Below are 21151 nucleotides of genomic sequence, written 5' to 3'. Positions count from 1 at the left end.
CTACATCATATGAGTATAGAAAGGCATGAAGTGGGAGGAGTCTCATGAAGGTAAAGGCGAGGAAAGGTGATTCCCTGTCGTACTATGCAAGTCTGTTCCACATTCCTGTAGAACTGCTCGTTGATTCAAACCCCGAGCTCGACCCCGATCATCTTGATACAGACGAGATGGTGGAGGTGCCGGGTTTCATCAAAGAGACCTGCGTGGTCCGGGAGGGAGACAGCCTTTGGGGGCTTTCGGGTGAGCGTAATATCGGTGTAGATGCCTTGTTGCTGATCAATGAGAACATTGATCCAAATGAAGTGGAGACAGGTGTTGAGCTGTTCCTCCCCAGGCGTGTGGTCACGCCCATTGTGAATGGGAAGCAGCCTTACGATTCTGTGAGCTTTCAGAAGGATTTGACCCTTTTACAGGAGCTTTATCCATTTATCAGGGTGAATGCAATCGGGAAAAGTGTACTTGGTAAAGACCTGATGGAATGCAAGATCGGGCGCGGTGCCAAGAAGGTCCACATGAACGGTGCATTCCACGGGAACGAATGGATCACGAGTGCGGTCCTGATGACCTTCCTGAACGACTATCTCCTTTCCTTAACGAATTCCAAAGATTTGAGGGGCATTCCAATCCTGCCATTGTATCGGACGGTGTCTCTTTCCCTTGTTCCCATGGTCAATCCGGATGGTGTTGATCTTGTCCTGAATGGTCCGCCTGATGGGATGGCCGAGGACTTGATCCGTCTGAATGGGGGGCGGGTGGAATTTACCGGCTGGAAGGCGAACATCCGGGGGATCGATTTGAATAAACAGTATCCTGCTCGCTGGGAATTCGAGAAGAGGCGCATGGAGGTGAGCACACCTGGCCCACGTGATTTTACCGGAAACCTGCCCATATCCGAGCCGGAATCGAAGGCCATGGAACAGCTCGCAAGAAATGAACGCTTCCACCGGCTGGTCGCGGTCCATACCCAAGGGAAGGAGTTCTACTGGGGCTACGAAGGGCTCGAATCAAAAGAATCAGAGCGGCTCGCTGGAGAAATAAAGAGGGCAAGTGGATATGCATCGATCCGCTACGTTGACAGCTATGCAGGTTTCAAAGATTGGTTCATCCAAGAATTCCAGCAAACGGGCATTACACTGGAGCTTGGCAAGGGAATCAATCCACTCCCTCTCTCTCAATTCGATACTATATACAGGGATACACTTGGGATCTATCTCATTATGTTATATAAATGGTGGTGACCCCCTTCGCTACAGGAGAAAAATGGAGTATGATAAGAATAGGAACGTTTATCGGCGTTTTATAGATGGCATCCTGAGCCGTCTTTTTTTTATCTTTTTGAAACGTTTCCCGATGTGGGACGTACTAATAGAGAATGCAGTCGAAGGGAGAGGGGTCAGTGTGGAATAAAGCCGCAATTGCAGGTGGTATCATCGGGATGATGGTGATTTTGTCGGCATGCACTTCTTCGGATGGGGTGAAAGCCCCTCACAAGGAGCCTGAAAAAAGAATCATAGCAGAAAGCCTTGAAGAAGAAGGATTTGTGGAAAACGTAGGATGGCTCACTGATTCGGAAATCCTGACGGTGGCCACGAAGGATGAAACCACCCGCTTATCTAAATATAACATCTATACCGGTTCTCAAAAGACGATTTTCGAGACCGGCTCATCGTATGTCACTTCCAGTATCTCTCCTGATAAAAAAAGCATTTACGTCCAGACCTCCCCTGGTTCTTATCTAGCAACGGTCACCTATATCGATCCTGATGGACGCTCTATATTCGAGCAGGATATCCCCTCCTATGATATCTCTTTCGCTTGGAATGAATTCTCACCTGGGGAAATGCTCCTCACAAGCTTTGCCGAGGACTGGAGCTTCGAGGTCTCACTGGTGGACATCAACAATAAGAATGTGAGCACCCTTGATATGGATCAACCATTCGTGCAGTGGAAATCGGATGATGCCGTCATCTTCCAGGATTGGCCAACAGAAGATATCGCCCTCAACGCTCCCCTGATGGAGGAATCCTTGCTCGACGGAAAGCGGGCGATGATTGCAGAGAAACTGATCCACTTCAATCAATTTTCCGATTCCCTCATGACGATCAAGGGAACAGATGAAAAAGGAATCTTTGAATACCGCTTCCTATCTCCAGAAGGGGACGAGCAATCGACCTTTACCCAATCACTTCTGAGCCGCTATTCCGACTGGCTGGTCCCATACTATGATATGATAGAAGGGAAAGGTCGCTTTCTTACGTTCACTGCGAACGGGAAGGGGGCCGCAGATACAGATACAGACGGCTTCTCGTTGAAGGAGTGGGATATTTTCAGCGGCAAGGAGAAGGTATTGTTCACCGATCTCCCTCTCGAGCCATTGACATGTGCTCCGAAAGGGAATGCCTGTTTGTACGGGAACCAGCTGGAGAAGGTCATCTCCCTGGTCAATCGCAACATCATCCATCTACTCAGTGTGAAAGGAGTACAACTATAATGGCTATCGTAGACGTCACGGTCATCCCCATCGGCACGGAATCCCCAAGCGTCAGTTCCTATGTGGCTGATCTCCAGAAGATCTTGAAGCAGTATGAAGCGGAGGGGAAAATCCGTTATCAGCTCACTCCGATGAATACCATCATTGAAGGGGAGCTTCCCATCCTGTTCCAAGTGATCCAGGATATCCATGAATCACCGTTTCAACAGGGGATTCAACGTGTTGCTACAAATATCCGAATCGACGACCGGCGCGATAAGGTCTCGACCATGGAAGGCAAGCTTTCTGCCGTCCAGAAAAAGATGGACTCATGATCAAAAAAAGCCTCGTTCAGCTGAACGAGGCTTTTTCCTTGAATTAATGTCCTCCGGGATAACCGGAGTGAAGGACGGTCATGACCGTGAACCACCCAAATACCCCTAATGTGGCGAGGGAAAAGAAGATCCCAAGGGCGTTTTTATTCTTAAACGTACTGACGACGGCGAATAATGCCAAAAGTGTAACCAATGCTGTGATGATGACAAGACCCATTAATCCTACCCCTTTCCGTTCGGTTTAACGCTTTCATAATACCACAAAATATGTACAAATATGCACGCATTTACATTTTATATTTTTTTGCTTCGTTTGTCGAGGTCAAAAAATTGACTTTTTTGATTCGACAGAATCTTTCTATGACGGAAGTGCTTCTGATACAATGAAGCATACGAAGTTGAAGGAGGTGATAACATATGGAATGGAAACAAATTCCTCTCGGCCCGCTTCAAACGAACTGCTATGTTTTTTGGAATGATAAGAAAGACTGCCTGATTTTCGATCCGGGAGGGAACGGCGATACCCTGATCCGCTGGTTGGAAAAAGAAGACCTCAATCCGGTGGCCATCTTATTGACTCATGCCCATTTTGATCATATCGGGGCAGTGGATGATGTACGCGATCGCTTCGGCATACCGGTCTATGTACATGAAAAGGAAGCGCAGTGGTTGATCGATCCTTCATTGAATGGTTCAGTCCTATTCATGATGGAAGAGAAGATAAGCTCGAGAGCAGCCGACTACATATTGACGGATGAGCAGAAGTTGGTGATCGGCTCCTTTCATTTGACCCTGTTCCACACCCCGGGCCATTCTCCGGGAAGCATCTCCTATTACCTGCGGGATGAACACGTCGTGGTGGCAGGCGATACGCTCTTCATGGGAAGCATCGGAAGGTCGGATCTGCCTGGAGGGAACCCTCAGCAGCTCCTAGCGAGCATTCACGACCATCTACTATCATTGCCGGAAGAGACAATCGTCCTGCCAGGCCATGGGCCAGAAACGAGTATCGGTCATGAAATGGATGGGAATCCCTTTCTCAATGGATATTAAAAAAAAGCCTTTAGCATTTGAGCTAAAGGCTTTTTTTTAGTGGCCTCCTGCGCCTGGAGTCATCATAAAGGTGGTCCAATATGTGAAGCCGGCGAAAAACACGGTAAGGTAGGCACCGAAAACATAGATATACATACGTTCGGATAGCTTTAAATAACTAAGCATAATGAAAAAACCTGTTTGCCCTAAGAATAGCAATGATGTCTTTGGCATGTCGCCAAGGTAGAAAAATACCGCAAAGATACCCGTCCAAAATCCTAAAACTCTGAACATTCGATCCATATGTAAACCCTCCTTTACCCTCTGTCCGTCGTAAGTAATTATAAATGAAATCTACCATAAAAGTAAATATCAGTTTATTGGGACTTTGTGACGGAAAAGTGATATTCATGCCTCTTAACAAGAAGTATAGTACATATCGTTCCACTTTGAAAGGGATTTCAAACGTATTGGATTTGGAAATGCGCAAGCCCTTTCATTTTATTTTCCAGATAGGTCGGGAGACTGTTAAAAAAATGTTCACAACTTTCGAGGGATAATACTGTACATATGTTGTACAAGTGATATACAATATGTTTAACAAAGATTGAACAAACGATTTCAAGGAGGATGAACCAATGAATCATTTAACATTTTATACGTATCCAAGCTGTACATCATGCAGGAAAGCGAAGAAATGGTTAACTGCCAATGCTGTTGATTTCAATGAAAGACATTTATTCAGGGAAACGCCAAGCCCGGAAGAACTCATGCATCTCCTCGCCCTCACGACAGAAGGACTGGATGAAATCCTTGCAACCAGAAGCCAGACTTTCAAGGATCTCGGCAAGGACGTCAACGACCTTCCACTTTCCGAAGTCATCCAACTGATTGTCAAAGAGCCAAAACTTCTAAGAAGACCCCTTCTCACAGATGGTAAGAAATTGGTTGTCGGCTACAATCCAGAGGGGCTCCAGGGACTTGCGTCAAAGAAGAGAGCACTGAAAAAGAGCAGCTAGAGGTAAATGGCATGAAGAGAATCCAATATGAATAGCCAAGCAGACACCCGAGGGAGTGCCTGCTTTTTTATGTTGTGTTTGGCTATGAAAAACAGGTGTGAATGAAGGGGGAGGGGGGCTTGGGTCCAGTCGAAGCTTTTTTGGTGGTAAGCTCCGGGGGCTTGAAGCTCGAGGGTATTGGTGCTTTAGGGCGAGCCCCCTCCGCTTTTCTTGACGTCTAGCTCCGGCGGGTTGAGGCTCGAGGGTATTGTCGCCTCAGAGCGACCCGCCTCCGCTTTTCTAACTGGGCTAGCTGGATTCGAACCAACGCATGTCGCAGTCAAAGTGCGATGCCTTACCGCTTGGCTATAGCCCAAGGTTTGCTTGTACAAAGGTTAGTATGGGAGGTATGAGAGAATTTATACATGAAAAGGGAGCAAATCTGAAAAGATCTGCTCCTTTTGATCAAGAGTCACATATTTGAACGTTGCTGTACTTAATGAAAAGCTTCTGTCCGACATAAATTTTGTCTGGATTCGAAATGTTGTTGTTCTTCATGATGGTGTTAACAGATACACCGTGCTTGGCTGCGATGCCGGAGAGGGTGTCACCTGATTTTACATAGTGATAGATTTTGGCATACTCACATTTGGTCGTTCCATTGCTTGCGGCTTCCGCAGATGGAGCATGAAACCCTCCTACACCTGTTAACAGACCGAGAGAAAGAGCGGAAGCAACGACGACTTTACCTATTTTTTTCATATACATCTCTCCTCATTTCATGATTCTTGCTTGTTTAGTGTAAATAAAAATCAAATTATGTAAAAGTTTAGAATAAATGGGTAATTAGGGGTGGTTGGGGCGGAAGGTGTAAATATATGGGGTTTTAATAGTTTTTTGACAAATTTCATTCTTATGGGCATAAATGACAAAAAACCCGCTTCGCGTGTCGAAACGGGTCGATACTGCAACACTTATAACGAAGTAAGGCCACCATCGATCGGATACACGGCACCGTTAATGATGTTTGCTTCGTCGCCTAATAGGAAGACGACCAGGCTTGCCACTTCCTTGGCGGTACCGTACCTTCCGGCAGGGATGCCAGATTCTACGGCTTTTTTCGCTTCTTCTGATCCTTAGTGAAGCGATCCATCATTCCGGTCGCTGTAGGACCTGGGGCAATGGCATTCACACGGATGCCCTGGGACGCGTACTCACCGGTTGCTGTTTTGGTCAAACCGATGACACCATGCTTTGTAGCTGCATAAGGGCTGACTCCCGGAGAACCGACGAGCCCCGCGTTGGATGCTGTATTCACGATGGAGCCGCCACCATTCTCGAGCATCACCTGCAGGACATATTTCATCCCGTAGAAAGCCCCCTTCAGATTGATATCGATCACTTTCTCGAAGATATCCTCTGGATATTCAGCCAGTGGGGAAACGGCCCCTTCGATCCCTGCATTGTTGAAGAACATATCAATTGTTCCGTATGTATCTACTGTTTTTTCAACATAATGTTTCACGTCTTCTCTTGACCCTACATCCGCCTGGATGAAGAATGCTTCAAAGCCTGCCTCCTTGATCAGCCTCACGGTTTCGTTCCCGCCTTCCACGGAAAGGTCCACCACTGCCACACGGACACCTTTTGCTGCGAGCTGGATGCTTGTCTCCCGGCCAATGCCGCTTCCGGCACCGGTTACGATTGCTACTTTATTTTCAATATTTGGAAAATCTCTCCTTTCTGTTCTCAGAAGAACTGTCCGCCACTACGGAACAGATTTCAGAAAATACGAAAAGTACAGTGGAGCAGTCAACGAAAATAACCGATGTGGCCACTACGATAAAAGGAATCAGTGATCAAACAAACTTACTCGGACTGAATGCCGCCATCGAAGCAGCCAGGGTTGGAAGTGCAGGGGCAGGGTTCGGAGTCGTGGCGACAGAAGTAAGGAAACTCGCGCTGGATGCCAAGAATGCCACTCTGTCCATCGAAGAGACGTTGTCTTCCATCAAGATGTCCATGAGCAGGATGCAGGAAGACTTTAAGGAAATCGCGCAGTCCACCAGTGAAGAAGCCAAACTTGTAACGGAGTTCATGACAGAAATCGAGAGTCTCACCGCCACGTCGAATAAACTGAAAGAATTGATGGACTCCTTTTCAAGATGAGGATTCAACAGGCTCCCTCATAAAGGGAGCTTTTTTCTGTTTCCTAGGAAAGTAAAAAAATCCTAAATTTGTATTGTAATTTTTAGAATATTAAATATAATAAAAACTGAGAGGTGATTCATATGTCAGAAAAAATCATGATCGAAGAGAAACAACTGACACCGAAAGGAATTGAAACAAGGGAAAAACTACTGAAGGCAGCAGAAGAAATATTCGGGACGAAAGGCTTTTATGAAACATCCATCGTGAATATTTCTCAGGAAGCCAAAGTGGCTCAGGGGACCTTTTATAACTATTTCCCTTCTAAAAAAGATATCTATGACGAGCTGATCCGGAACTACAGCCGTGATCTGAGGCTGGCCATCAAGGAAGGAATGACCGCTGCTTCTACATACGAGGAAGCACAGCGAAAGGGATTCTACTCCTTCTTCACCTGGGTCAAGAATCATCCGAATTTGTACAGCATCGTCCAGCAGGCGGTCGTGGTGGACCGAGACTTATACAAATGGTATTACGGAAAGCTTGCCAATGGGTTCTTGAAAAGTTTGTCCGAAGGGATGGAGTCCGGTGAGTTCAAGGTGCTCGATCAGGAAACGGTCGCTTATTGCCTGATGTCCATCGGACAGTTCCTCGGAATGAGATGGGTGTACTGGGAACGCTCTGACGTACCGGATGAAGCATTCGAATCAGCCATGAGCCTGATATTCGACGGGTTGAAAAATTAAAGGGGGAGGAATCATGGAAGGAATATCATATTGGATCGGGAAATGGGCGTATCTGCGTGGTGAGAAGACCGCCATCATAACCGATCAGGAGTCCATCACCTACAAAGAATTGAATGAGAGGATCAATCGTGCCGCCGGTAAGCTGCAACAGGAGTTGAAGGTCGGCACAGGGGAACGGGTGGCCATCCTGTCGCAGAACCGGATGGAATATATCATCCTGTTATTCGCCACAGCGAAAATAGGGGCGGTTGCTGTTCCACTTAATATCCGGTTGAGTGCAAGTGAGCTGGTGTTTCAGCTCATGGATAGTGGCACGAAGGTCATTGCAGCCGATGAAGAGCATGTCCCGCTTGCCAAAGGACTACTGAGGGATACGAAAGCAGAAACGGTCCTACCTTTGGATGAGTTGCTGGATGGCCCCCTCTTATCTTTACAGGAAGAGAAAAATGTAAGCGCTCCCTTTATTATCTGCTATACATCGGGGACTACGGGTAAGCCGAAAGGAGCGGTCCTTACGCAGGAAAATATGTTCTGGAATGCAGTGAATAATACACTCGCCGTAGAGCTCACGTCTGAAGACCGGTCGATTGTGTTACTGCCCCTTTTCCATATCGGGGGCATCGGGTTGTTTGCCCTTCCGACTCTCTTTGCCGGTGGAACGATTGTGATTCCGGGAAGATTCGATCCGGAAAAGACCCTTGAGATGATCGAGGGACACAGGGTCACTATCGTCATGGGGGTACCGACGATCCACCAGGCGCTCCTCCATTCACCATCCTTTGATGGGACGGACCTATCATCCGTGCGCTGGTTTTACAACGGAGGAGCTCCGTGTCCACATGAGCTGATTACTGCATTTCTTGAGCGTGGATTCCTGTTCGGTCAGGGATTCGGCATGACGGAAACCTCGCCGACCGTCTTCATGCTCATGAAGGAAGATGCGCGAAGGAAAATCGGTTCGATCGGAAAACCGGTCATGTTCAATGATTTTAAATTGATGGGAGCGGATGGGCAGACGTGCCGTCCGGGTGAAGTGGGTGAGCTTACCGTGCGAGGGGCAAACGTCATGAAAGAGTATTGGAACCGGCCGGACGCCACGAAGGAAACGATCGTGGATGGGTGGCTTCATACAGGTGACCTTGCCCGTGTGGACGAAGAAGGCTTTGTGTATATCGTCGGGCGCAAGAAGGAAATGATCATTTCCGGAGGGGAGAACATTTATCCTCTCGAGGTGGAGCAGGTGATCAATCAGATCGAGGATGTGGAGGAAGTGGCCGTCGTCGGTGCAGCCGATCCACGGTGGGGGGAAGTGCCTGTTGCCTTCATCGTGAAGAAGAGGGGAAGCTCCCTCAGTGAAGAAGGGGTCCTCGGTCACTGCACCAGTCAGCTTGCACGATACAAACTGCCGAAGGTGATAACATTCCTCGAGGAACTGCCGAAAAATGCTACGGGGAAAATTCAAAAAACTCAGCTGGTAAGGAGCGGATCGTAAATGAGTACGTATACAGTCGGACAGCAAGCCGCATGCAGTAAGACCATCACGGAATCGGATATAGTCATGTTTGCCGGATTGAGCGGTGATTTCAATCCCGTCCATATTGATAAGGAGTATGCCCAGACAACAAGGTTCAAGGAGCGGATCGCTCATGGCATGCTGACGAGCAGTCTCTTATCTCAGCTTCTCGGTGTTCATCTCCCTGGGAAAGGGTCCATCTATATGGAGCAATCGATCCGGTTCAAGTCACCGGTCTACATCGGTGATACGATCACGGCAAAGGCAACTGTACAAGAGTTCAATGAAGAGAAGCATGTCCTGACCCTGTTGACCGAGTGCTTTAATCAAAATGAAAAAGTGGTGTTGACCGGGACCGCCAAGATGATGGTCCCAAGTGAAGGAGGAACGGTGTGATGGCAATCGGCATTCAATCGACAGGAACCTTCTTTTCCCCTGAAGTAGAGACTGCTGCAGACCTGGCGATCAAGACAGGTATTCCGGAAAACATCATCATTGAAAAATTCGGGCTGTATGAGAAGCATGTGTCGGATGACACCATGCATGCATCCGACCTGGCGATTGCTGCCGGGAAAGAGGCGCTGGGGGCGATGGATCCTGCCGAACTCGACGTGGTCATCTACTTCGGCAGCCCCCACAAAGATTATCATGTCTGGTCCAGTGCACCGAAAATCCAGCACGAGCTGGGAGCCAAGAATGCGTATGCGTTTGAAATCATGAATGTGAGCTCATGTTTTCCCATCGCCCTCAAAGTGGCGAGGGATATGATCAGGTCGGATGAATCGATCAACCATATCCTGCTTGTCGGAGGATGCAAGGAATCACAGATCCTTGATCATGGAAACCCGAGGGCACGCTTCATGTTCAACTTCGCTGACGGCGGGGCGGCAGCCCTCGTTTCCCGTGAGGCCACCCAGAGTGAGATCCTCGAGAGTGCGATCATCACCGACGGTTCCTTCCATGATGACGTAAGGATCCCAGCGGGAGGCTCCAAGCAGTATGCAAGTCATGATTCGGTCGATGCCAATCAGCATTATATCGACGTCAAGGATCCTATGTCGATGAAAGAACGTTTGGATCCGGTATCGATTCCCAACTTTGCCAAAGTGGTGAAGGATGCCCTCACAAAAAGCGGATATCAAACGGAGGACGTCAAGGCACTCCTTCCCCTTCATACGAAGCGTTCCATGTTCAGGGAGCTCCTCGATACGCTGGAGATCAAGGAAGAAAATGCGGTGTACCTAGATCATCATGGTCATATGTCGTCCCTCGATCCATGCATCGGCCTTCATTTCGCCCATGAAAGGGGTCTCCTCGAGCCGGGTGATATCGCCGTTGCGGTCAGTGCAGGCACCGGATACACATGGGCGGCAACCGTCATTCGCTGGAACGGTCCATCTCATGCTTAGAAGAGCCGCCGTGGTGGTTGTGCTGCTCTTGACCCTTCTGGCGCCAACACAGGCGGGGGCTGCCTATTCCTTCAAGGGGGCGTTCGGCAACGGGGTGGATCCCGGTAACCTCTTCAGGACACCGGTTGCCATGGCAAAAGATGAAAACGGATACATTTATATGGTGGATATGGGGAACAGCCGCATCGTCAAGATGGATGCAGGAGGGAAGGTCGTGAAGACCATCGGCTCCCTTGGCAGCTCCCCTGGGAAATTCAATATGCCCTTCGGTATTGCAGTCGATCGTGAAGGGAATTTCCTTGTAGCGGACACAGGGAACTACCGTATCCAAAAATTCGACCGGAACTTCAACTTCCTGAAGAGCTGGGGAACAAAAGGAGACGGTCCTGAGGAGTTCGGATTCCCGAGGGAAATCGCCGTCGACAAGGATAATCGTTACTATGTCACAGATGAATTCAATCACCGGATCCAAAGATTCAGCAGTGAAGGAACATATGAAAAGACGATCGGTTCCTACGGACGAACGGACGGCAAGCTCGCGCTTCCACAGGGAATTGCCATCAATGACCAAAACGAAGTGTACGTAGCCGATACCTATAACAATCGGATCCAGGTATTTTCTAAAGATGGGGCCTTCAAGCGTAAGATCGGTGGAACACAGGGTGTGGGACCCTACCAATTCTATCACCCGAGGGGGTTGAATTTCGATGACAGGTCCGGCGCCCTCTATGTGGCTGATACGTACAATAACCGCATCATGAAGTTCGATTCCAGTGACCGTTTTCTCTATACGACGGGCGCATTTCCGACGCTTGCCTTCCCGAACCAGATCATTTCCGATGGGACAGGGGATCTATACGTCACGGATACGGGAAACAACCGGTTGATGGTCTTCAAAGAAGTCGGGCTGACGGTCTCATTCAAGATGGCGATTGGTGACGGCCGCTATGGGGATAAGACGTATGCAGGGCCATTCGATGTCGAGAGTGATTCAAAAGGCAATACCTTCGTCACCGATTCTTTCAATCACCGAATCTTAAAGTATGACTCCACCGGTAAGGTAACAGGTAAGTGGGGGAGTCTACTGGGAACGGGCGGTCCGATTGCATACGGAAGCCTGGCTGGCCAATTCTTCGTGCCGAGGCAGATGGCCGTCGACAAATACGATAACGTATACGTCGCCGATTCCGTCAACAATCGCATCCAGAAGTTCTCCAACAATGGAACCTTCCTGGCGGCATACGGCTCATTGGGCACACTGAGCGGATTCTTCCGACTTCCAAGTGGCATTGCCGTTGACAGCAAAGGGAATATCTTCGTCTCAGATTCAGAGAATAACAGGATCCAGAAGTTCAACTCCTTCTTTGTATACCAAAAGGAATGGGGGAGAAAAGGGACGGGGAACGGTGAATTTTCACAGCCCATGCAGCTGGCCATAGACTCAAAGGATAACGTGTATGTGGTCGATCGCATCAATAACCGCGTCCAGAAGTTCGACAATAATGGAACCTTCCTGGCCAAATGGGGGACGGCAGGAGGATCGGGGAATCTGGATCCCCTTGAAAACTGGGGAGAGGAACCTGGTGACCTCTTCCTGCCGACGGGTATCGCCATCGACCAGAATGATAAGGTCTATGTGACGGATACCTCCAACAATCGAATGAATGTGTACAGTGATAAGGGTGCGTTCCTCGAGCAGTTCGGCTCATTCGGGGGAGAAGATGGGAACTTTTTCTCACCTCAAGGACTCGATATCGATTCAACAGGAAAAATCACCATTGCAGACGGTCTTCTTCACAAGCTTCAGTTCTTTAAAAAAGATGAATAATGGGGGAATAAGAAGATGAAGAAATCTAAGTGGGTCAAAGCAAGCTTCCTGGCGGCGTGTTCGGTCATGTTGATGGCGGGTTGTTCCGGGAAAAGTTCAGGTTCCAGTGACGATACAATCAAAGTGGGTGTACTCGCCTCCCAGACCGGAGCGCTTGAAACGTACGGAAAACAAACGATCCAAGGCTTTGAACTCGGCCTTGAATATGCAACGGACGGTACGAATCAAGTGGATGGGAAGAAAATTGAATTCATCGTGGAGGATACAGAAACAAAGCCTGACGTTGCGGTGAAAAAAGCGACGAAGCTACTTGAAGAAGATGAGGTCGATTTCCTGGTGGGGTCTTCGAGTTCGGGAGATACCCTCGCTGTCCTTCCACTAGCTGAAGAATACGAGAAAATCATGGTGGTTGAACCTGCCGTGGCAGATAGCATCACAGGTGAAAACTGGAATAAATACATCTTCCGGACCGGGCGGAATTCCTCCCAGGATGCGGTCGCAGGTGCTGCATCCATCGCCGAAAAGGACGTGAAGATCGCTACGCTCGCACAGGATAATGCCTATGGGCGGGAAGGGATTGAAGCCTTTAAAGAAGGTGCAGAGAAGCTTGGTGCAGACATTATCAACGAACAATATGCAGATCCGAATTCCACTGACTTCACCGCTAATATCCAAAATATCATCAAGGATAAGCCCGACTACCTCTTTATTGTCTGGGCAGGATCCAATGCGCCCTGGAAACAGCTTAAGGATATGAAAGTCGAAGAGCAGGGCATCAAGATCTCCACGGCCGCTCAGGATATCAATTCCCTGAAAACGATGGACTCCCTCATGGGGATGAGCGGATATTCTATCTATTATTACACGCTGCCTGATAATGAAGTCAATGACTGGCTCGTTGAGAAGCACAAGGGAAAATATGATGGCGAGGTGCCGGATCTGTTCACTGCAGGCGGCATGAGCGCGGCCATCTCCATTGTGGAAGCCATCAAAAAAACCGATGGTGATACCGAAGCAGAGACATTGATTGAAGCCATGGAAGGAATGGAGTTCGAAACGCCTAAGGGGAAGATGAAGTTCCGTCCGGACGACCATCAGGCACTTCAATCCCTCTATGCCATCACGCTTGAAGAGGAAGAAGGGGTCGACCACCCGGTACCGGTCCTCATCAGGGAATTGGATATGAACGAAACGGAGCCACCGGTACGTAATAAGTAACAAAATCAGAATATTCAGGGAGTTTCCCTCCCTGGATGCTATCCATAAAGGAGGTACCGGAATGGACACGATATTACGCACGGCCCGTCTATCCGTTTCATTCGGGGAACATGATGTGATCAAAGAAGTAGACTTGGAGATTGAAAGGGGGAAGCTTGTATCGATCATCGGCCCAAATGGTGCCGGCAAGACGACCCTGTTCAATCTGATCAGCGGGCAGATCAGCCCGACGAGAGGGGAGATTTTCTTCAAAGACGGGAATGTCACGGGATTATCGATCCCCATGAGAGCGCGTGCCGGCATTGGCAGGTCCTTTCAGCTCACTAACATCTTCCCTGAATTGACCGTACTTGAAAATATCCGCCTCAGTGTTCAATCGGCAGGGAAGGATTACTATTCCATCTTCCCGAAACCAGGGTTGAAAAGACGGCAGGAAGAGGAAGCAAGAGAGCTGATGGAGACTTGCATGCTGAAGGAAAAGGGTGATGCCCTTGCCATCGACCTGGCACATGGTGAGAAACGGAAGCTTGAGCTTGCCATGCTTCTGGCCCTCAAAACGGAGCTGCTTCTCCTTGATGAGCCGACTGCCGGGATCTCCATCGAAGACATCCCGGCAATCCTCGAAGTCATCAACAGGATCAAGGCAGGAGGTCACCATACCATCGTCCTCATCGAACACAAGATGGACATGGTGATGCACCTGTCTGATCGGCTGGTCGTCCTTTTCAACGGAGAGCTGCTCGCAAGCGGGGACCCACGGACGATCATCAAGGATGAGCGTGTACAGACGGCATATCTTGGAGGGATGCATAATGAATCTATTAAAAGTGGATGATCTTCAAACCTATCTCGGTCAGTACCATATCCTGCAGGGTGTGTCCCTTGGAGTCAAGGAAGGGAGCATCACGGTCCTGTTCGGACGGAACGGGGCAGGGAAAACAACCACGCTCCGCTCGATCATGGGATTCAATCCGAAGAGCACGGGGTCGATCCGCTATAAAGACGAATCCTTGAGAGGCGCCCCGACCCATCAGATTTCGAAGAAAGGGATCGGTTATGTTCCTGAGAATCAGGGGATATTCGGCAGCTTGACGGTGGAAGAAACCTTGAGTCTTGCAAAAGTGAAAGGGGACCAAGGGGCTGAGGAAAAGGCAGAATGGATGCTGGACCTGTTCCCGGACCTGAAGACATACTGGCACAAGAAGAGCGGTCTACTATCAGGAGGGCAGAAGCAGATGCTCGCCATCTCCAGGGCATACATCAATGGGGACGGTCTCCTCCTGATCGATGAACCGAGTAAGGGGCTTTCCCCGATCATGGTGGAAAAGCTGATGGAATCGATCCTGAAGATGAAAGAAAGAACGACGATTCTCCTTGTGGAACAGAACTTCATGATGGCAAGCAGGATCGGGGATTATTTTTATATCATGGATGACGGGAAGATCGTCCATGACGGCCGGATGAACGAACTAGTGGAAGACCGTGAGATGTGCCGGAAGTATCTTGGGATAGCATAGGTGTTTAGGGAGTGGATCAAGTATGGACGTAATCATTAATCTATTGGTGAACGGCATCTCGACGGGACTGCTGATTTTCCTCCTCGCAGCGGGTCTGACGCTGATCTTCGGCTTGATGGACGTTTTGAATTTTGCCCATGGGGGGCTCTTCGTATGGGGAGCATTCATGGGGGCTTGGGTTTTCAATGGAACAGGGAATTTTTTCTTGTCGGTAGCGGCGGCGATTTTGATCGGAATGGTTCTCGGCCTCGTATTGGAACGATTTTTGATCAGGCCGGTCTATGGAAACCATGTCAGGCAGCTCCTCATCACCCTTGGAGGGATGCTTGTCCTGACAGAGAGCATCAAGATCTTATGGGGACCGAATCCCATAAGAGTGAATCTTCCGGAGTGGCTGCAGGGAAGTTTTCAATTTGACGGGGGAGTGATCCTCATCAAATACAGGTTGTTTGTAATCGTAGTGGGAGTCATCATGTACGCCGCACTTTGGCTTTTATTAAGTAAAACGCGGATCGGCCTCATGATCCGGGCCGGGGTCATCGATAAGGAAATGGTGCAGGCCATGGGGATCAACGTCAAAGCCATCTTTACATTTGTGTTCCTTCTCGGATCTGCCATGGCGGCAATGGGCGGTGCCCTCCTAGCCCCGTATTCAGGTGTCGTATTTGCCGAGATGGGGATGCAGTATGCCATCCTTGCATTCATCGTCGTGATCATCGGAGGGATGGGAAGCCTCCAGGGGTCTGCCCTCGCCTCCTTGATCGTCGGGGTCCTGGGCGCGTTTATGGCCTATTACATTCCAGACCTTTCCCTTGCCCTTAACATGCTGCTCCTTGCCTTCGTCTTACTGGTGAAGCCCACCGGACTCATGGGGGAGAAGGGGGGAGCCGTATGAAAAGCATGACGAATCGCATCCCTCTTTACGGGGGGATGGCAGGCTTGGTGGCCTTGATGCTGTTTCCCTTTGTCAATGATTCGAGGAGCATGCTCATCATGTTCACGCAGATCTTCATTTTCGCCATCTTCGCCATGAGTTTCGACATCCTTCTTGGCTATACAGGGATCGTTTCCTTCGGTCACTGCATGTTCTTCGGCCTGGGTGCCTACAGCGTGGCCCTCATGTTCAATAATCATGAGGCCACACTGGGGAACTTCATCATCGGACTACTGATCGGCATCGCCCTTTCAGCCGCGGTGAGCTATGTGATCGGTCTCCTGTCCCTTCGTCTAAAGAGCCATTTCTACGCCATGCTCACCCTGGCCGTTTCTCAGCTGTTCTTGGTTCTTGCCGAGAAGTGGAGGGGGCTGACCATGGGAGGGGACGGCTTTACATTCTCTGTGCCAGATGTGTTCAAAGATCGCATGAGCTTCTATTATGTAACCTTGATCGTCATGGCGTCCATCTTCATTCTGTTGAAGTTATTCACCTCCTCATCGACGGGGAAGGTCCTGAAGGCCATTTCCCAGAATGAGTACAGGACGGAAGCGCTTGGGTTCAAGACGCTTCATTACAAGCTTATGGCGAGTGTCACGTCCGGCATGGTGGCCGCATTGAGCGGGGCCCTGTATGCGGTTTCGCTACGGTTCATCAATGTGAGCGTCTTCTCCATCGAAGTGACACTCGATGCCCTGCTCATGACCATGATCGGCGGTCTCGGGACGCTGATTGGTCCCATCATCGGGGCCGGCATCATCGAGTTCCTGCGCCACTATCTCTCGGAGCTGGCATCGGTCTACCCGATCTTCGAGCGCTGGACGATCTTCCTCGGCTTCCTCTATATCGTCGTCCTCTTGGGCTTCCCGAAAGGATTGGCAGGTGTGGTGAAGTCCCTGAAGGGGAAAAAGAGGAAAGAGAGAAAGAACGACGAAGTGAAGAAAGCAGCCTGACCCAAAGGCCCCGTCTAATCGGACGGGGCCTTTCGAATTGATCATAGCAAACGAAAAAAATGGGAGAGCGTTGCAGGATTTTCGGATTTTTTGTCGTATATATATCTTCAAGACTACTGAAAGGTGGTGTGATTCATCATTTACTCTGTCGAAACCTTCTCCGAACGGATGATTTCGGAAGCATTTCGCAGTCATGCAACAGATGTCCATCTCGTCCCCCGTAAGAACGATTACCTCATTCAGTTCAGAAAGCTCGGAACACTCGTCCCCTTCAAGACAATCGACGAAGACCAGGCCGAGCGCCTCATCGCCCATCTGAAGTTCATGTCCTCCATGGATATCGCAGAGAAGCGAAAGCCCCAAAGCGGCTCCTACACTCATTTCATCTCACGGATCCCACTGGCACTGCGGGTATCCACCCTTCCGACCACCCATCTCAAAGAAAGCCTCGTCATCCGGATCCTGCCCGAACGCTATCAAATCCCCATCGAGCATATGTCCCTCTATCCGTCATCAGCTAAAAAACTCGTCGCCCTGCTCATGCACTCCCACGGTCTTATTCTATTTACCGGACCGACAGGCAGCGGTAAGACGACCACCCTTTACTCCCTTGTCCACCATTGTGCCGTTTCCCTCAACCGCAACGTCATCACCTTAGAAGATCCTGTTGAGAAGGCCCACGAAGAAATGGTCCAAATCCAGGTGAATGAAAAGGCAGGCATCACGTATTCGACCGGTCTTAAAGCGATTCTCCGCCATGATCCGGATATCATCATGGTCGGGGAGATCCGGGATAAAGAAACCGCTGAGATTGCCGTCAGGGCAGCCCTCACTGGACATCTCGTCCTCTCATCTGTCCATACGCGGGATGCGAAGGGTGCCATCTACCGGCTCATGGAGCTCGGGATCAAATGGCATGACATTGAACAGACCATTTTGGCGGTTTCTGCTCAAAGGCTGCTTCGATTGAAATGTCCGGTATGCGGAAATGATTGCTTCGGGGAATGCCTCGCTGAAGGGAAGAGGACCAACCGGGCTACGGTTTTCGAGATCCTGACGGGCAAAGAGCTGAAGAATGTGCTGATGGAAGCAAAGGGTGATAAGGTCGACCATCGATACCTGACGCTGAAACAGCTCATCCGGAAGGGGGTGGCCCTCGGATATGTTCCGGAATCTGAGTATCGGAAATGGATACATGAAGAAAAGGGATGAGCAGGGAAAGTTCCTGAAGCGTATGGGTTCCCTCCTCGAGAAGGGATATACGTTCAGTGAGGCCGTGGACTTCCTTTTCATACCCGATCATCCTGCTGCCACGGTCTTGAAGACCCGGATCCTCCATGCCCTGCAGGAAGGCGTGCAGGTTTCCAAGGTCATCACGAAAGAACTCTCACTCCCCACCCATGTGAGCGCCCAGATCTATTTTGCTGAGTTCCACGGGCAGATGGGAGCAACCCTTATGGGTGCAGGGGATTACCTCCTGCAGAAGCAGAAAAATCAAGAGAGGCTCAAGCGGGTCATCCAGTATCCCTTGATGCTCATTATCATCGCTGGAATGATGATGGTCCTCCTCCGGAATGTGCTTTTCCCGAAATTTGAAACCCTCTATAGCTCCATGGGCTATGAACCTTCCACTGGCGTGCAGCTTTTACTCTCGTTCGTAAAAGCCGTCCCCCTCCTGCTCGCGGGAATCCTTGCTGTCCTTCTATCAGCGGGGGTCATTCTTTTCTTTTTCCGTCACCGGATCTCCCCCGTCACCATTTCCATCCACACGAGTAAGATCCCTTTCTTTTCCCGCTTCTTCAAACTTGCCCACACCCACTTCTTTGCAAGGGAACTCGGATTTCTACTGAGCAATGGTGTGTCCATCACCGAATCCCTCAGGATTATTGAACAACAAACCTTCCGACCGACCCTTCAATATGTATCCGGCGAGCTCATACAGGGCTTGAAGTCGGGTATGTCCCTCCATGAGTGTGCAGGTGCCATCCCTTTTTTTCAGTCGGAGGTCGCCTATATCATCCACCACGGTCAATCGAACGGACGGCTGCCGGAAGAATTGCAGCTCTACGGGGATATGTGTTTTGTGGAACTCGAAGAGAGGAGCGGTGCCCTCCTTAAATATATCCAGCCAGTCATCTTCAGTTTTGTCGGCTTATTCATCATGGCCATTTACTTTTCAATCATGATGCCCCTGTTCCAAATGATGCAGGGAGTATGAGTTCAGAAAGGGGAATAAACGTGAAACACCTATTAAAAGATGAAAGAGGGTTCACCCTCATTGAGATGATGATCGTACTCCTGGTCATCTCGGTGCTGTTGTTCATCGCAATCCCGAATGTGACGAAACAGAGCGGTTCCATCAATGCGAAAGGCTGTGAGGCCTTTGTGAATATGGTGGAAGGACAGGTAGAAGCGTATAAAATGGACGGAAATACGGGGCAAGTCACGATCCAGAATCTTGTGACAGAAGGGTACTTGAAGGATGAGTACAAGGCATGTCCCGATGGGAGGGCCATCACGATCAGTCAGAATGGTGATGTAGAGGTAAGCGATTCGTAGGATGCGGGAGGAAAAGGGGTACACCCTTGTGGAGGTGCTCCTCGTCCTATTCATGACGGGCGTCCTGCTGACATGGGTTGTGTTTTCCGTGAGTCCGACGAAGGCTTCAACGGATGAAGAGGTCTTCGTCTCCCAGCTTCAATCCGACCTCGCCTACGTTCAAAGCTATGCGTTCCGCTACCAGATTCCCGTCCGTCTTACCTTTTATCCCGAGAATGGGTCCTATATCGCGAAAAATGTCCTGAATGAAACGTTATTCAATCGAAAACTCCAGGAAGGTTTCGAAATCAAATCCAGCACGTTGTACGATATCACGTTCTATCCGAACGGAAATACCAATCGATTCGGCAGCGTCAATTTTGCGCGTGGCGGGACCAAGTATCAATTGACCTTTCAAATCGGACAGGGGCGTTATTATGTTCAGAAGAAATGATGGATTCTCCTTCCCCGAAATGCTCGTGGCATTCAGCTGTCTGCTGCTGATCACCGGCATCTTCCTTCCCCTATTGATGAACCAGGCCGTCCTGCTCAGGGAGAAGCAGTCCGAGGTGGAAGCGTTGAAGTGGATGGAGGAGGGGGTTGAACGTGCCATGGTCACGAAAAAGTATGAAAGGAGCTCGAAATCCTATGGAGGTGTCGACTATACGAGGTATTGGGAAGGAGGAGCATCATCGATCTGCGTGGAAATGCAGAGGGGTGGTGACGTCAAGAAAGTATGCAGCTCTGTGGAATGAGCGTGGATTCACCCTGCTTGAAGCCTTGTTTTCCTTCTTTATCGTATGTCTGATTTCGTTTTCCATCCCGTTGGTGATCAAGGGCTTCTCCCTCGTCCGGGAGGAGATGCTCCCGCCTCCGTATTACCAATGGACATTATTCAACGAGAGTGTAAGGCAAGAGACGTGGAAATCCCGAGGGATGACTGTAACAAATTCAGGGTTTTCGTTCATTCTGAATGGAGAGAAGGTCACGTATGAAAAATATCAGGATTCCATCAGGAGACGGGTGAATGATAAAGGCCATGAAGTGGTCCTTCAGAAGCTTTCCGGACTCAGTTTCAATGCGATAGACGGCGGTGTCAGGATAGAAGGAGTATTCCTTGATGGGAAGAAGCTTGAAGGAGAGTTCTTTTATTATGGGGAATGAGAAAGGATTCATCTTGCCGTTCACGCTGTTGTTCTTGTCTGTCATCTTGACCGTGGCCGTCGCTTCAAAAGGTCTTTATGTGAGTAAATACCGGTACTTGACCAATATGCAGAACGTGTACGAACGAAAAATCAGCTTGTACCAGACCGTCCTTTATGAAATGGAAGCAGGAGGTGGTGTCGATGGACTGCGGAAGGGAAGCTTCGGCACGATGAGCGTGGACTATCTGGAGGATTCTGGTGACCTCAAGCAAATGGAAGTGAGATTGAATCAGCCCGGTGAGGTTTTTCTTCCGGTCGTAGTCGTGTATAATAAGGACACAAAAAAGATAGTGGATTGGAAGTAGAT

Annotated in this window: 28 protein-coding genes and 1 tRNA gene; 23 read left to right on the top strand and 6 right to left on the bottom strand. The window is 49.5% G+C overall.

Annotated features, from left to right (window positions below; all coding sequences use genetic code 11):
* Nucleotides 1–44: 44 nt before the first annotated feature.
* The 3 genes from K6T23_RS14380 (at nucleotide 45) to K6T23_RS14370 (ending at nucleotide 2805) form a co-directional block, all read left to right on the top strand.
* Nucleotides 45–1238, top strand: coding sequence for a M14 family metallopeptidase (locus K6T23_RS14380; protein ID WP_079516383.1), 1194 nt, complete (start codon nucleotides 45–47; stop codon nucleotides 1236–1238).
* Between the two features lie 158 nt (nucleotides 1239–1396).
* On the top strand, nucleotides 1397–2491 hold the full coding sequence (locus K6T23_RS14375) for a YqgU-like beta propeller domain-containing protein (protein ID WP_238281482.1): 1095 nt from the start codon (nucleotides 1397–1399) through the stop codon (nucleotides 2489–2491).
* On the top strand, nucleotides 2491–2805 hold the full coding sequence (locus K6T23_RS14370; protein ID WP_056535370.1) for an MTH1187 family thiamine-binding protein: 315 nt from the start codon (nucleotides 2491–2493) through the stop codon (nucleotides 2803–2805). The genes K6T23_RS14375 and K6T23_RS14370 overlap by 1 nt, the downstream gene beginning before the upstream one ends.
* Nucleotides 2806–2848: 43 nt before the next feature.
* Here K6T23_RS14370 and K6T23_RS14365 read toward each other — a convergent pair whose 3' ends face one another.
* Nucleotides 2849–3022: a DUF2759 domain-containing protein gene (locus tag K6T23_RS14365; protein ID WP_048006082.1), complete on the bottom strand. Its 174-nt coding sequence runs from the start codon at nucleotides 3020–3022 to the stop codon at nucleotides 2849–2851.
* A gap of 200 nt (nucleotides 3023–3222) precedes the next feature.
* On the opposite strand from K6T23_RS14365, the gene K6T23_RS14360 reads away from it, so the two are divergent.
* On the top strand, nucleotides 3223–3858 hold the full coding sequence (locus K6T23_RS14360; protein WP_238281480.1) for an MBL fold metallo-hydrolase: 636 nt from the start codon (nucleotides 3223–3225) through the stop codon (nucleotides 3856–3858).
* Between the two features lie 36 nt (nucleotides 3859–3894).
* On the opposite strand, the gene K6T23_RS14355 is transcribed toward K6T23_RS14360, so the two are convergent.
* A complete protein-coding gene (locus tag K6T23_RS14355) occupies nucleotides 3895–4140 on the bottom strand; it encodes a DUF2626 domain-containing protein (protein WP_048006080.1) in 246 nt (81 codons plus the stop codon).
* Between the two features lie 335 nt (nucleotides 4141–4475).
* Here K6T23_RS14355 and K6T23_RS14350 point away from each other — a divergent pair, with 335 nt between their 5' ends.
* A complete protein-coding gene (locus tag K6T23_RS14350; protein WP_053426580.1) occupies nucleotides 4476–4856 on the top strand; it encodes a Spx/MgsR family RNA polymerase-binding regulatory protein in 381 nt (126 codons plus the stop codon).
* Nucleotides 4857–5139: 283 nt separating this feature from the next.
* On the opposite strand, the gene K6T23_RS14345 is transcribed toward K6T23_RS14350, so the two are convergent.
* The 4 genes from K6T23_RS14345 to K6T23_RS14335 form a co-directional block, all read right to left on the bottom strand.
* Nucleotides 5140–5211 (bottom strand) — tRNA-Gln (locus K6T23_RS14345).
* 89 nt (nucleotides 5212–5300) lie between these two features.
* Entirely contained in the window at nucleotides 5301–5597 is a 297-nt protein-coding gene (locus K6T23_RS14340) for a LysM peptidoglycan-binding domain-containing protein (RefSeq protein ID WP_056535374.1), read from the bottom strand.
* A gap of 212 nt (nucleotides 5598–5809) precedes the next feature.
* Nucleotides 5810–5935, bottom strand: coding sequence for an SDR family oxidoreductase (locus K6T23_RS22310; RefSeq protein ID WP_337946949.1), 126 nt, complete (start codon nucleotides 5933–5935; stop codon nucleotides 5810–5812).
* Nucleotides 5936–5943: 8 nt separating this feature from the next.
* Nucleotides 5944–6498 (bottom strand): SDR family NAD(P)-dependent oxidoreductase, encoded by a 555-nt coding sequence (locus K6T23_RS14335; RefSeq protein ID WP_337946948.1) that lies wholly within the window; start codon nucleotides 6496–6498, stop codon nucleotides 5944–5946.
* Between the two features lie 62 nt (nucleotides 6499–6560).
* Between K6T23_RS14335 and K6T23_RS14330 the strand changes: the two genes are divergently transcribed.
* The 18 genes from K6T23_RS14330 to K6T23_RS14245 all read left to right on the top strand — a co-directional run bounded on the left by K6T23_RS14330 (nucleotide 6561) and on the right by K6T23_RS14245 (nucleotide 21149).
* Complete coding sequence (locus tag K6T23_RS14330; protein WP_238281478.1) at nucleotides 6561–7004, top strand: methyl-accepting chemotaxis protein; 444 nt, start codon at nucleotides 6561–6563, stop codon at nucleotides 7002–7004.
* 122 nt (nucleotides 7005–7126) lie between these two features.
* Complete coding sequence (locus K6T23_RS14325; RefSeq protein WP_056535380.1) at nucleotides 7127–7729, top strand: TetR/AcrR family transcriptional regulator; 603 nt, start codon at nucleotides 7127–7129, stop codon at nucleotides 7727–7729.
* 13 nt (nucleotides 7730–7742) lie between these two features.
* Nucleotides 7743–9221 (top strand): o-succinylbenzoate--CoA ligase, encoded by a 1479-nt coding sequence (locus K6T23_RS14320; protein ID WP_238281476.1) that lies wholly within the window; start codon nucleotides 7743–7745, stop codon nucleotides 9219–9221.
* Nucleotides 9222–9638, top strand: coding sequence for a MaoC family dehydratase (locus K6T23_RS14315; RefSeq protein WP_048012604.1), 417 nt, complete (start codon nucleotides 9222–9224; stop codon nucleotides 9636–9638).
* Nucleotides 9638–10651 carry a 3-oxoacyl-ACP synthase gene (locus K6T23_RS14310; RefSeq protein ID WP_238281475.1) on the top strand — a complete coding sequence of 338 codons (1014 nt, stop codon included), beginning with the start codon at nucleotides 9638–9640 and terminating at the stop codon, nucleotides 10649–10651. Before K6T23_RS14315 ends, K6T23_RS14310 begins: the two co-directional genes overlap by 1 nt.
* Nucleotides 10644–12479, top strand: coding sequence for a 6-bladed beta-propeller (locus tag K6T23_RS14305; RefSeq protein ID WP_238281473.1), 1836 nt, complete (start codon nucleotides 10644–10646; stop codon nucleotides 12477–12479). The genes K6T23_RS14310 and K6T23_RS14305 overlap by 8 nt, the downstream gene beginning before the upstream one ends.
* A gap of 15 nt (nucleotides 12480–12494) precedes the next feature.
* Nucleotides 12495–13697, top strand: a complete 1203-nt coding sequence (locus K6T23_RS14300) for a substrate-binding domain-containing protein (RefSeq protein WP_238281472.1) — start codon at nucleotides 12495–12497, stop codon at nucleotides 13695–13697.
* Between the two features lie 61 nt (nucleotides 13698–13758).
* Nucleotides 13759–14532 carry an ABC transporter ATP-binding protein gene (locus K6T23_RS14295; RefSeq protein ID WP_238281470.1) on the top strand — a complete coding sequence of 258 codons (774 nt, stop codon included), beginning with the start codon at nucleotides 13759–13761 and terminating at the stop codon, nucleotides 14530–14532.
* Nucleotides 14510–15214, top strand: a complete 705-nt coding sequence (locus tag K6T23_RS14290; protein WP_159644093.1) for an ABC transporter ATP-binding protein — start codon at nucleotides 14510–14512, stop codon at nucleotides 15212–15214. The genes K6T23_RS14295 and K6T23_RS14290 overlap by 23 nt, the downstream gene beginning before the upstream one ends.
* Before the next feature lie 22 nt (nucleotides 15215–15236).
* Complete coding sequence (locus K6T23_RS14285; protein ID WP_238281468.1) at nucleotides 15237–16109, top strand: branched-chain amino acid ABC transporter permease; 873 nt, start codon at nucleotides 15237–15239, stop codon at nucleotides 16107–16109.
* Nucleotides 16106–17101: a branched-chain amino acid ABC transporter permease gene (locus tag K6T23_RS14280; protein ID WP_420493475.1), complete on the top strand. Its 996-nt coding sequence runs from the start codon at nucleotides 16106–16108 to the stop codon at nucleotides 17099–17101. Before K6T23_RS14285 ends, K6T23_RS14280 begins: the two co-directional genes overlap by 4 nt.
* 138 nt (nucleotides 17102–17239) lie before the next feature.
* Nucleotides 17240–18313 (top strand): competence type IV pilus ATPase ComGA, encoded by a 1074-nt coding sequence (gene comGA / locus K6T23_RS14275; RefSeq protein ID WP_179125869.1) that lies wholly within the window; start codon nucleotides 17240–17242, stop codon nucleotides 18311–18313.
* Nucleotides 18264–19319 carry a competence type IV pilus assembly protein ComGB gene (gene comGB, locus K6T23_RS14270; protein ID WP_238281467.1) on the top strand — a complete coding sequence of 352 codons (1056 nt, stop codon included), beginning with the start codon at nucleotides 18264–18266 and terminating at the stop codon, nucleotides 19317–19319. The genes comGA and comGB overlap by 50 nt, the downstream gene beginning before the upstream one ends.
* A gap of 20 nt (nucleotides 19320–19339) precedes the next feature.
* Nucleotides 19340–19660 (top strand): competence type IV pilus major pilin ComGC, encoded by a 321-nt coding sequence (comGC, locus tag K6T23_RS14265; protein ID WP_273546582.1) that lies wholly within the window; start codon nucleotides 19340–19342, stop codon nucleotides 19658–19660.
* Between the two features lies 1 nt (nucleotide 19661).
* Nucleotides 19662–20093, top strand: coding sequence for a competence type IV pilus minor pilin ComGD (gene comGD / locus K6T23_RS14260; protein WP_238281465.1), 432 nt, complete (start codon nucleotides 19662–19664; stop codon nucleotides 20091–20093).
* On the top strand, nucleotides 20077–20394 hold the full coding sequence (locus K6T23_RS14255) for a hypothetical protein (protein ID WP_053426596.1): 318 nt from the start codon (nucleotides 20077–20079) through the stop codon (nucleotides 20392–20394). The genes comGD and K6T23_RS14255 overlap by 17 nt, the downstream gene beginning before the upstream one ends.
* Nucleotides 20360–20803, top strand: a complete 444-nt coding sequence (comGF, locus tag K6T23_RS14250; RefSeq protein ID WP_160316477.1) for a competence type IV pilus minor pilin ComGF — start codon at nucleotides 20360–20362, stop codon at nucleotides 20801–20803. Before K6T23_RS14255 ends, comGF begins: the two co-directional genes overlap by 35 nt.
* Nucleotides 20793–21149, top strand: coding sequence for a hypothetical protein (locus K6T23_RS14245; RefSeq protein ID WP_238281463.1), 357 nt, complete (start codon nucleotides 20793–20795; stop codon nucleotides 21147–21149). Before comGF ends, K6T23_RS14245 begins: the two co-directional genes overlap by 11 nt.
* Nucleotides 21150–21151: the final 2 nt, after the last annotated feature.

It is taken from the genome of Rossellomorea marisflavi, from assembly GCF_022170785.1.
GTDB classification, from domain to species: domain Bacteria; phylum Bacillota; class Bacilli; order Bacillales; family Bacillaceae_B; genus Rossellomorea; species Rossellomorea marisflavi_B.
This window is presented reverse-complemented; position numbering and strand designations above follow the sequence as displayed.

What these genes read in the sequence shown, in the direction of transcription:
- comGD (WP_238281465.1), top strand. Translation starts at nt 19,662, where the DNA reads ATGCGGGAGGAAAAGGGGTACACCCTTGTGGAGGTGCTCCTCGTCCTA.
- K6T23_RS14325 (WP_056535380.1), top strand. Translation starts at nt 7,127, where the DNA reads ATGTCAGAAAAAATCATGATCGAAGAGAAACAACTGACACCGAAAGGA.
- K6T23_RS14285 (WP_238281468.1), top strand. Translation starts at nt 15,237, where the DNA reads ATGGACGTAATCATTAATCTATTGGTGAACGGCATCTCGACGGGACTG.
- K6T23_RS14245 (WP_238281463.1), top strand. Translation starts at nt 20,793, where the DNA reads ATGGGGAATGAGAAAGGATTCATCTTGCCGTTCACGCTGTTGTTCTTG.
- K6T23_RS14365 (WP_048006082.1), bottom strand. Translation starts at nt 3,022, where the DNA reads ATGGGTCTTGTCATCATCACAGCATTGGTTACACTTTTGGCATTATTC.
- K6T23_RS14315 (WP_048012604.1), top strand. Translation starts at nt 9,222, where the DNA reads ATGAGTACGTATACAGTCGGACAGCAAGCCGCATGCAGTAAGACCATC.
- K6T23_RS14290 (WP_159644093.1), top strand. Translation starts at nt 14,510, where the DNA reads ATGAATCTATTAAAAGTGGATGATCTTCAAACCTATCTCGGTCAGTAC.
- K6T23_RS14340 (WP_056535374.1), bottom strand. Translation starts at nt 5,597, where the DNA reads ATGAAAAAAATAGGTAAAGTCGTCGTTGCTTCCGCTCTTTCTCTCGGT.
- K6T23_RS14280 (WP_420493475.1), top strand. Translation starts at nt 16,106, where the DNA reads ATGAAAAGCATGACGAATCGCATCCCTCTTTACGGGGGGATGGCAGGC.
- K6T23_RS14320 (WP_238281476.1), top strand. Translation starts at nt 7,743, where the DNA reads ATGGAAGGAATATCATATTGGATCGGGAAATGGGCGTATCTGCGTGGT.
- K6T23_RS14370 (WP_056535370.1), top strand. Translation starts at nt 2,491, where the DNA reads ATGGCTATCGTAGACGTCACGGTCATCCCCATCGGCACGGAATCCCCA.
- K6T23_RS14380 (WP_079516383.1), top strand. Translation starts at nt 45, where the DNA reads ATGAAGGTAAAGGCGAGGAAAGGTGATTCCCTGTCGTACTATGCAAGT.
- K6T23_RS14305 (WP_238281473.1), top strand. Translation starts at nt 10,644, where the DNA reads ATGCTTAGAAGAGCCGCCGTGGTGGTTGTGCTGCTCTTGACCCTTCTG.
- K6T23_RS14350 (WP_053426580.1), top strand. Translation starts at nt 4,476, where the DNA reads ATGAATCATTTAACATTTTATACGTATCCAAGCTGTACATCATGCAGG.
- K6T23_RS14300 (WP_238281472.1), top strand. Translation starts at nt 12,495, where the DNA reads ATGAAGAAATCTAAGTGGGTCAAAGCAAGCTTCCTGGCGGCGTGTTCG.
- K6T23_RS14360 (WP_238281480.1), top strand. Translation starts at nt 3,223, where the DNA reads ATGGAATGGAAACAAATTCCTCTCGGCCCGCTTCAAACGAACTGCTAT.
- K6T23_RS14295 (WP_238281470.1), top strand. Translation starts at nt 13,759, where the DNA reads ATGGACACGATATTACGCACGGCCCGTCTATCCGTTTCATTCGGGGAA.
- K6T23_RS14310 (WP_238281475.1), top strand. Translation starts at nt 9,638, where the DNA reads ATGGCAATCGGCATTCAATCGACAGGAACCTTCTTTTCCCCTGAAGTA.
- K6T23_RS14255 (WP_053426596.1), top strand. Translation starts at nt 20,077, where the DNA reads ATGTTCAGAAGAAATGATGGATTCTCCTTCCCCGAAATGCTCGTGGCA.
- comGB (WP_238281467.1), top strand. Translation starts at nt 18,264, where the DNA reads ATGTTCCGGAATCTGAGTATCGGAAATGGATACATGAAGAAAAGGGAT.
- K6T23_RS14355 (WP_048006080.1), bottom strand. Translation starts at nt 4,140, where the DNA reads ATGGATCGAATGTTCAGAGTTTTAGGATTTTGGACGGGTATCTTTGCG.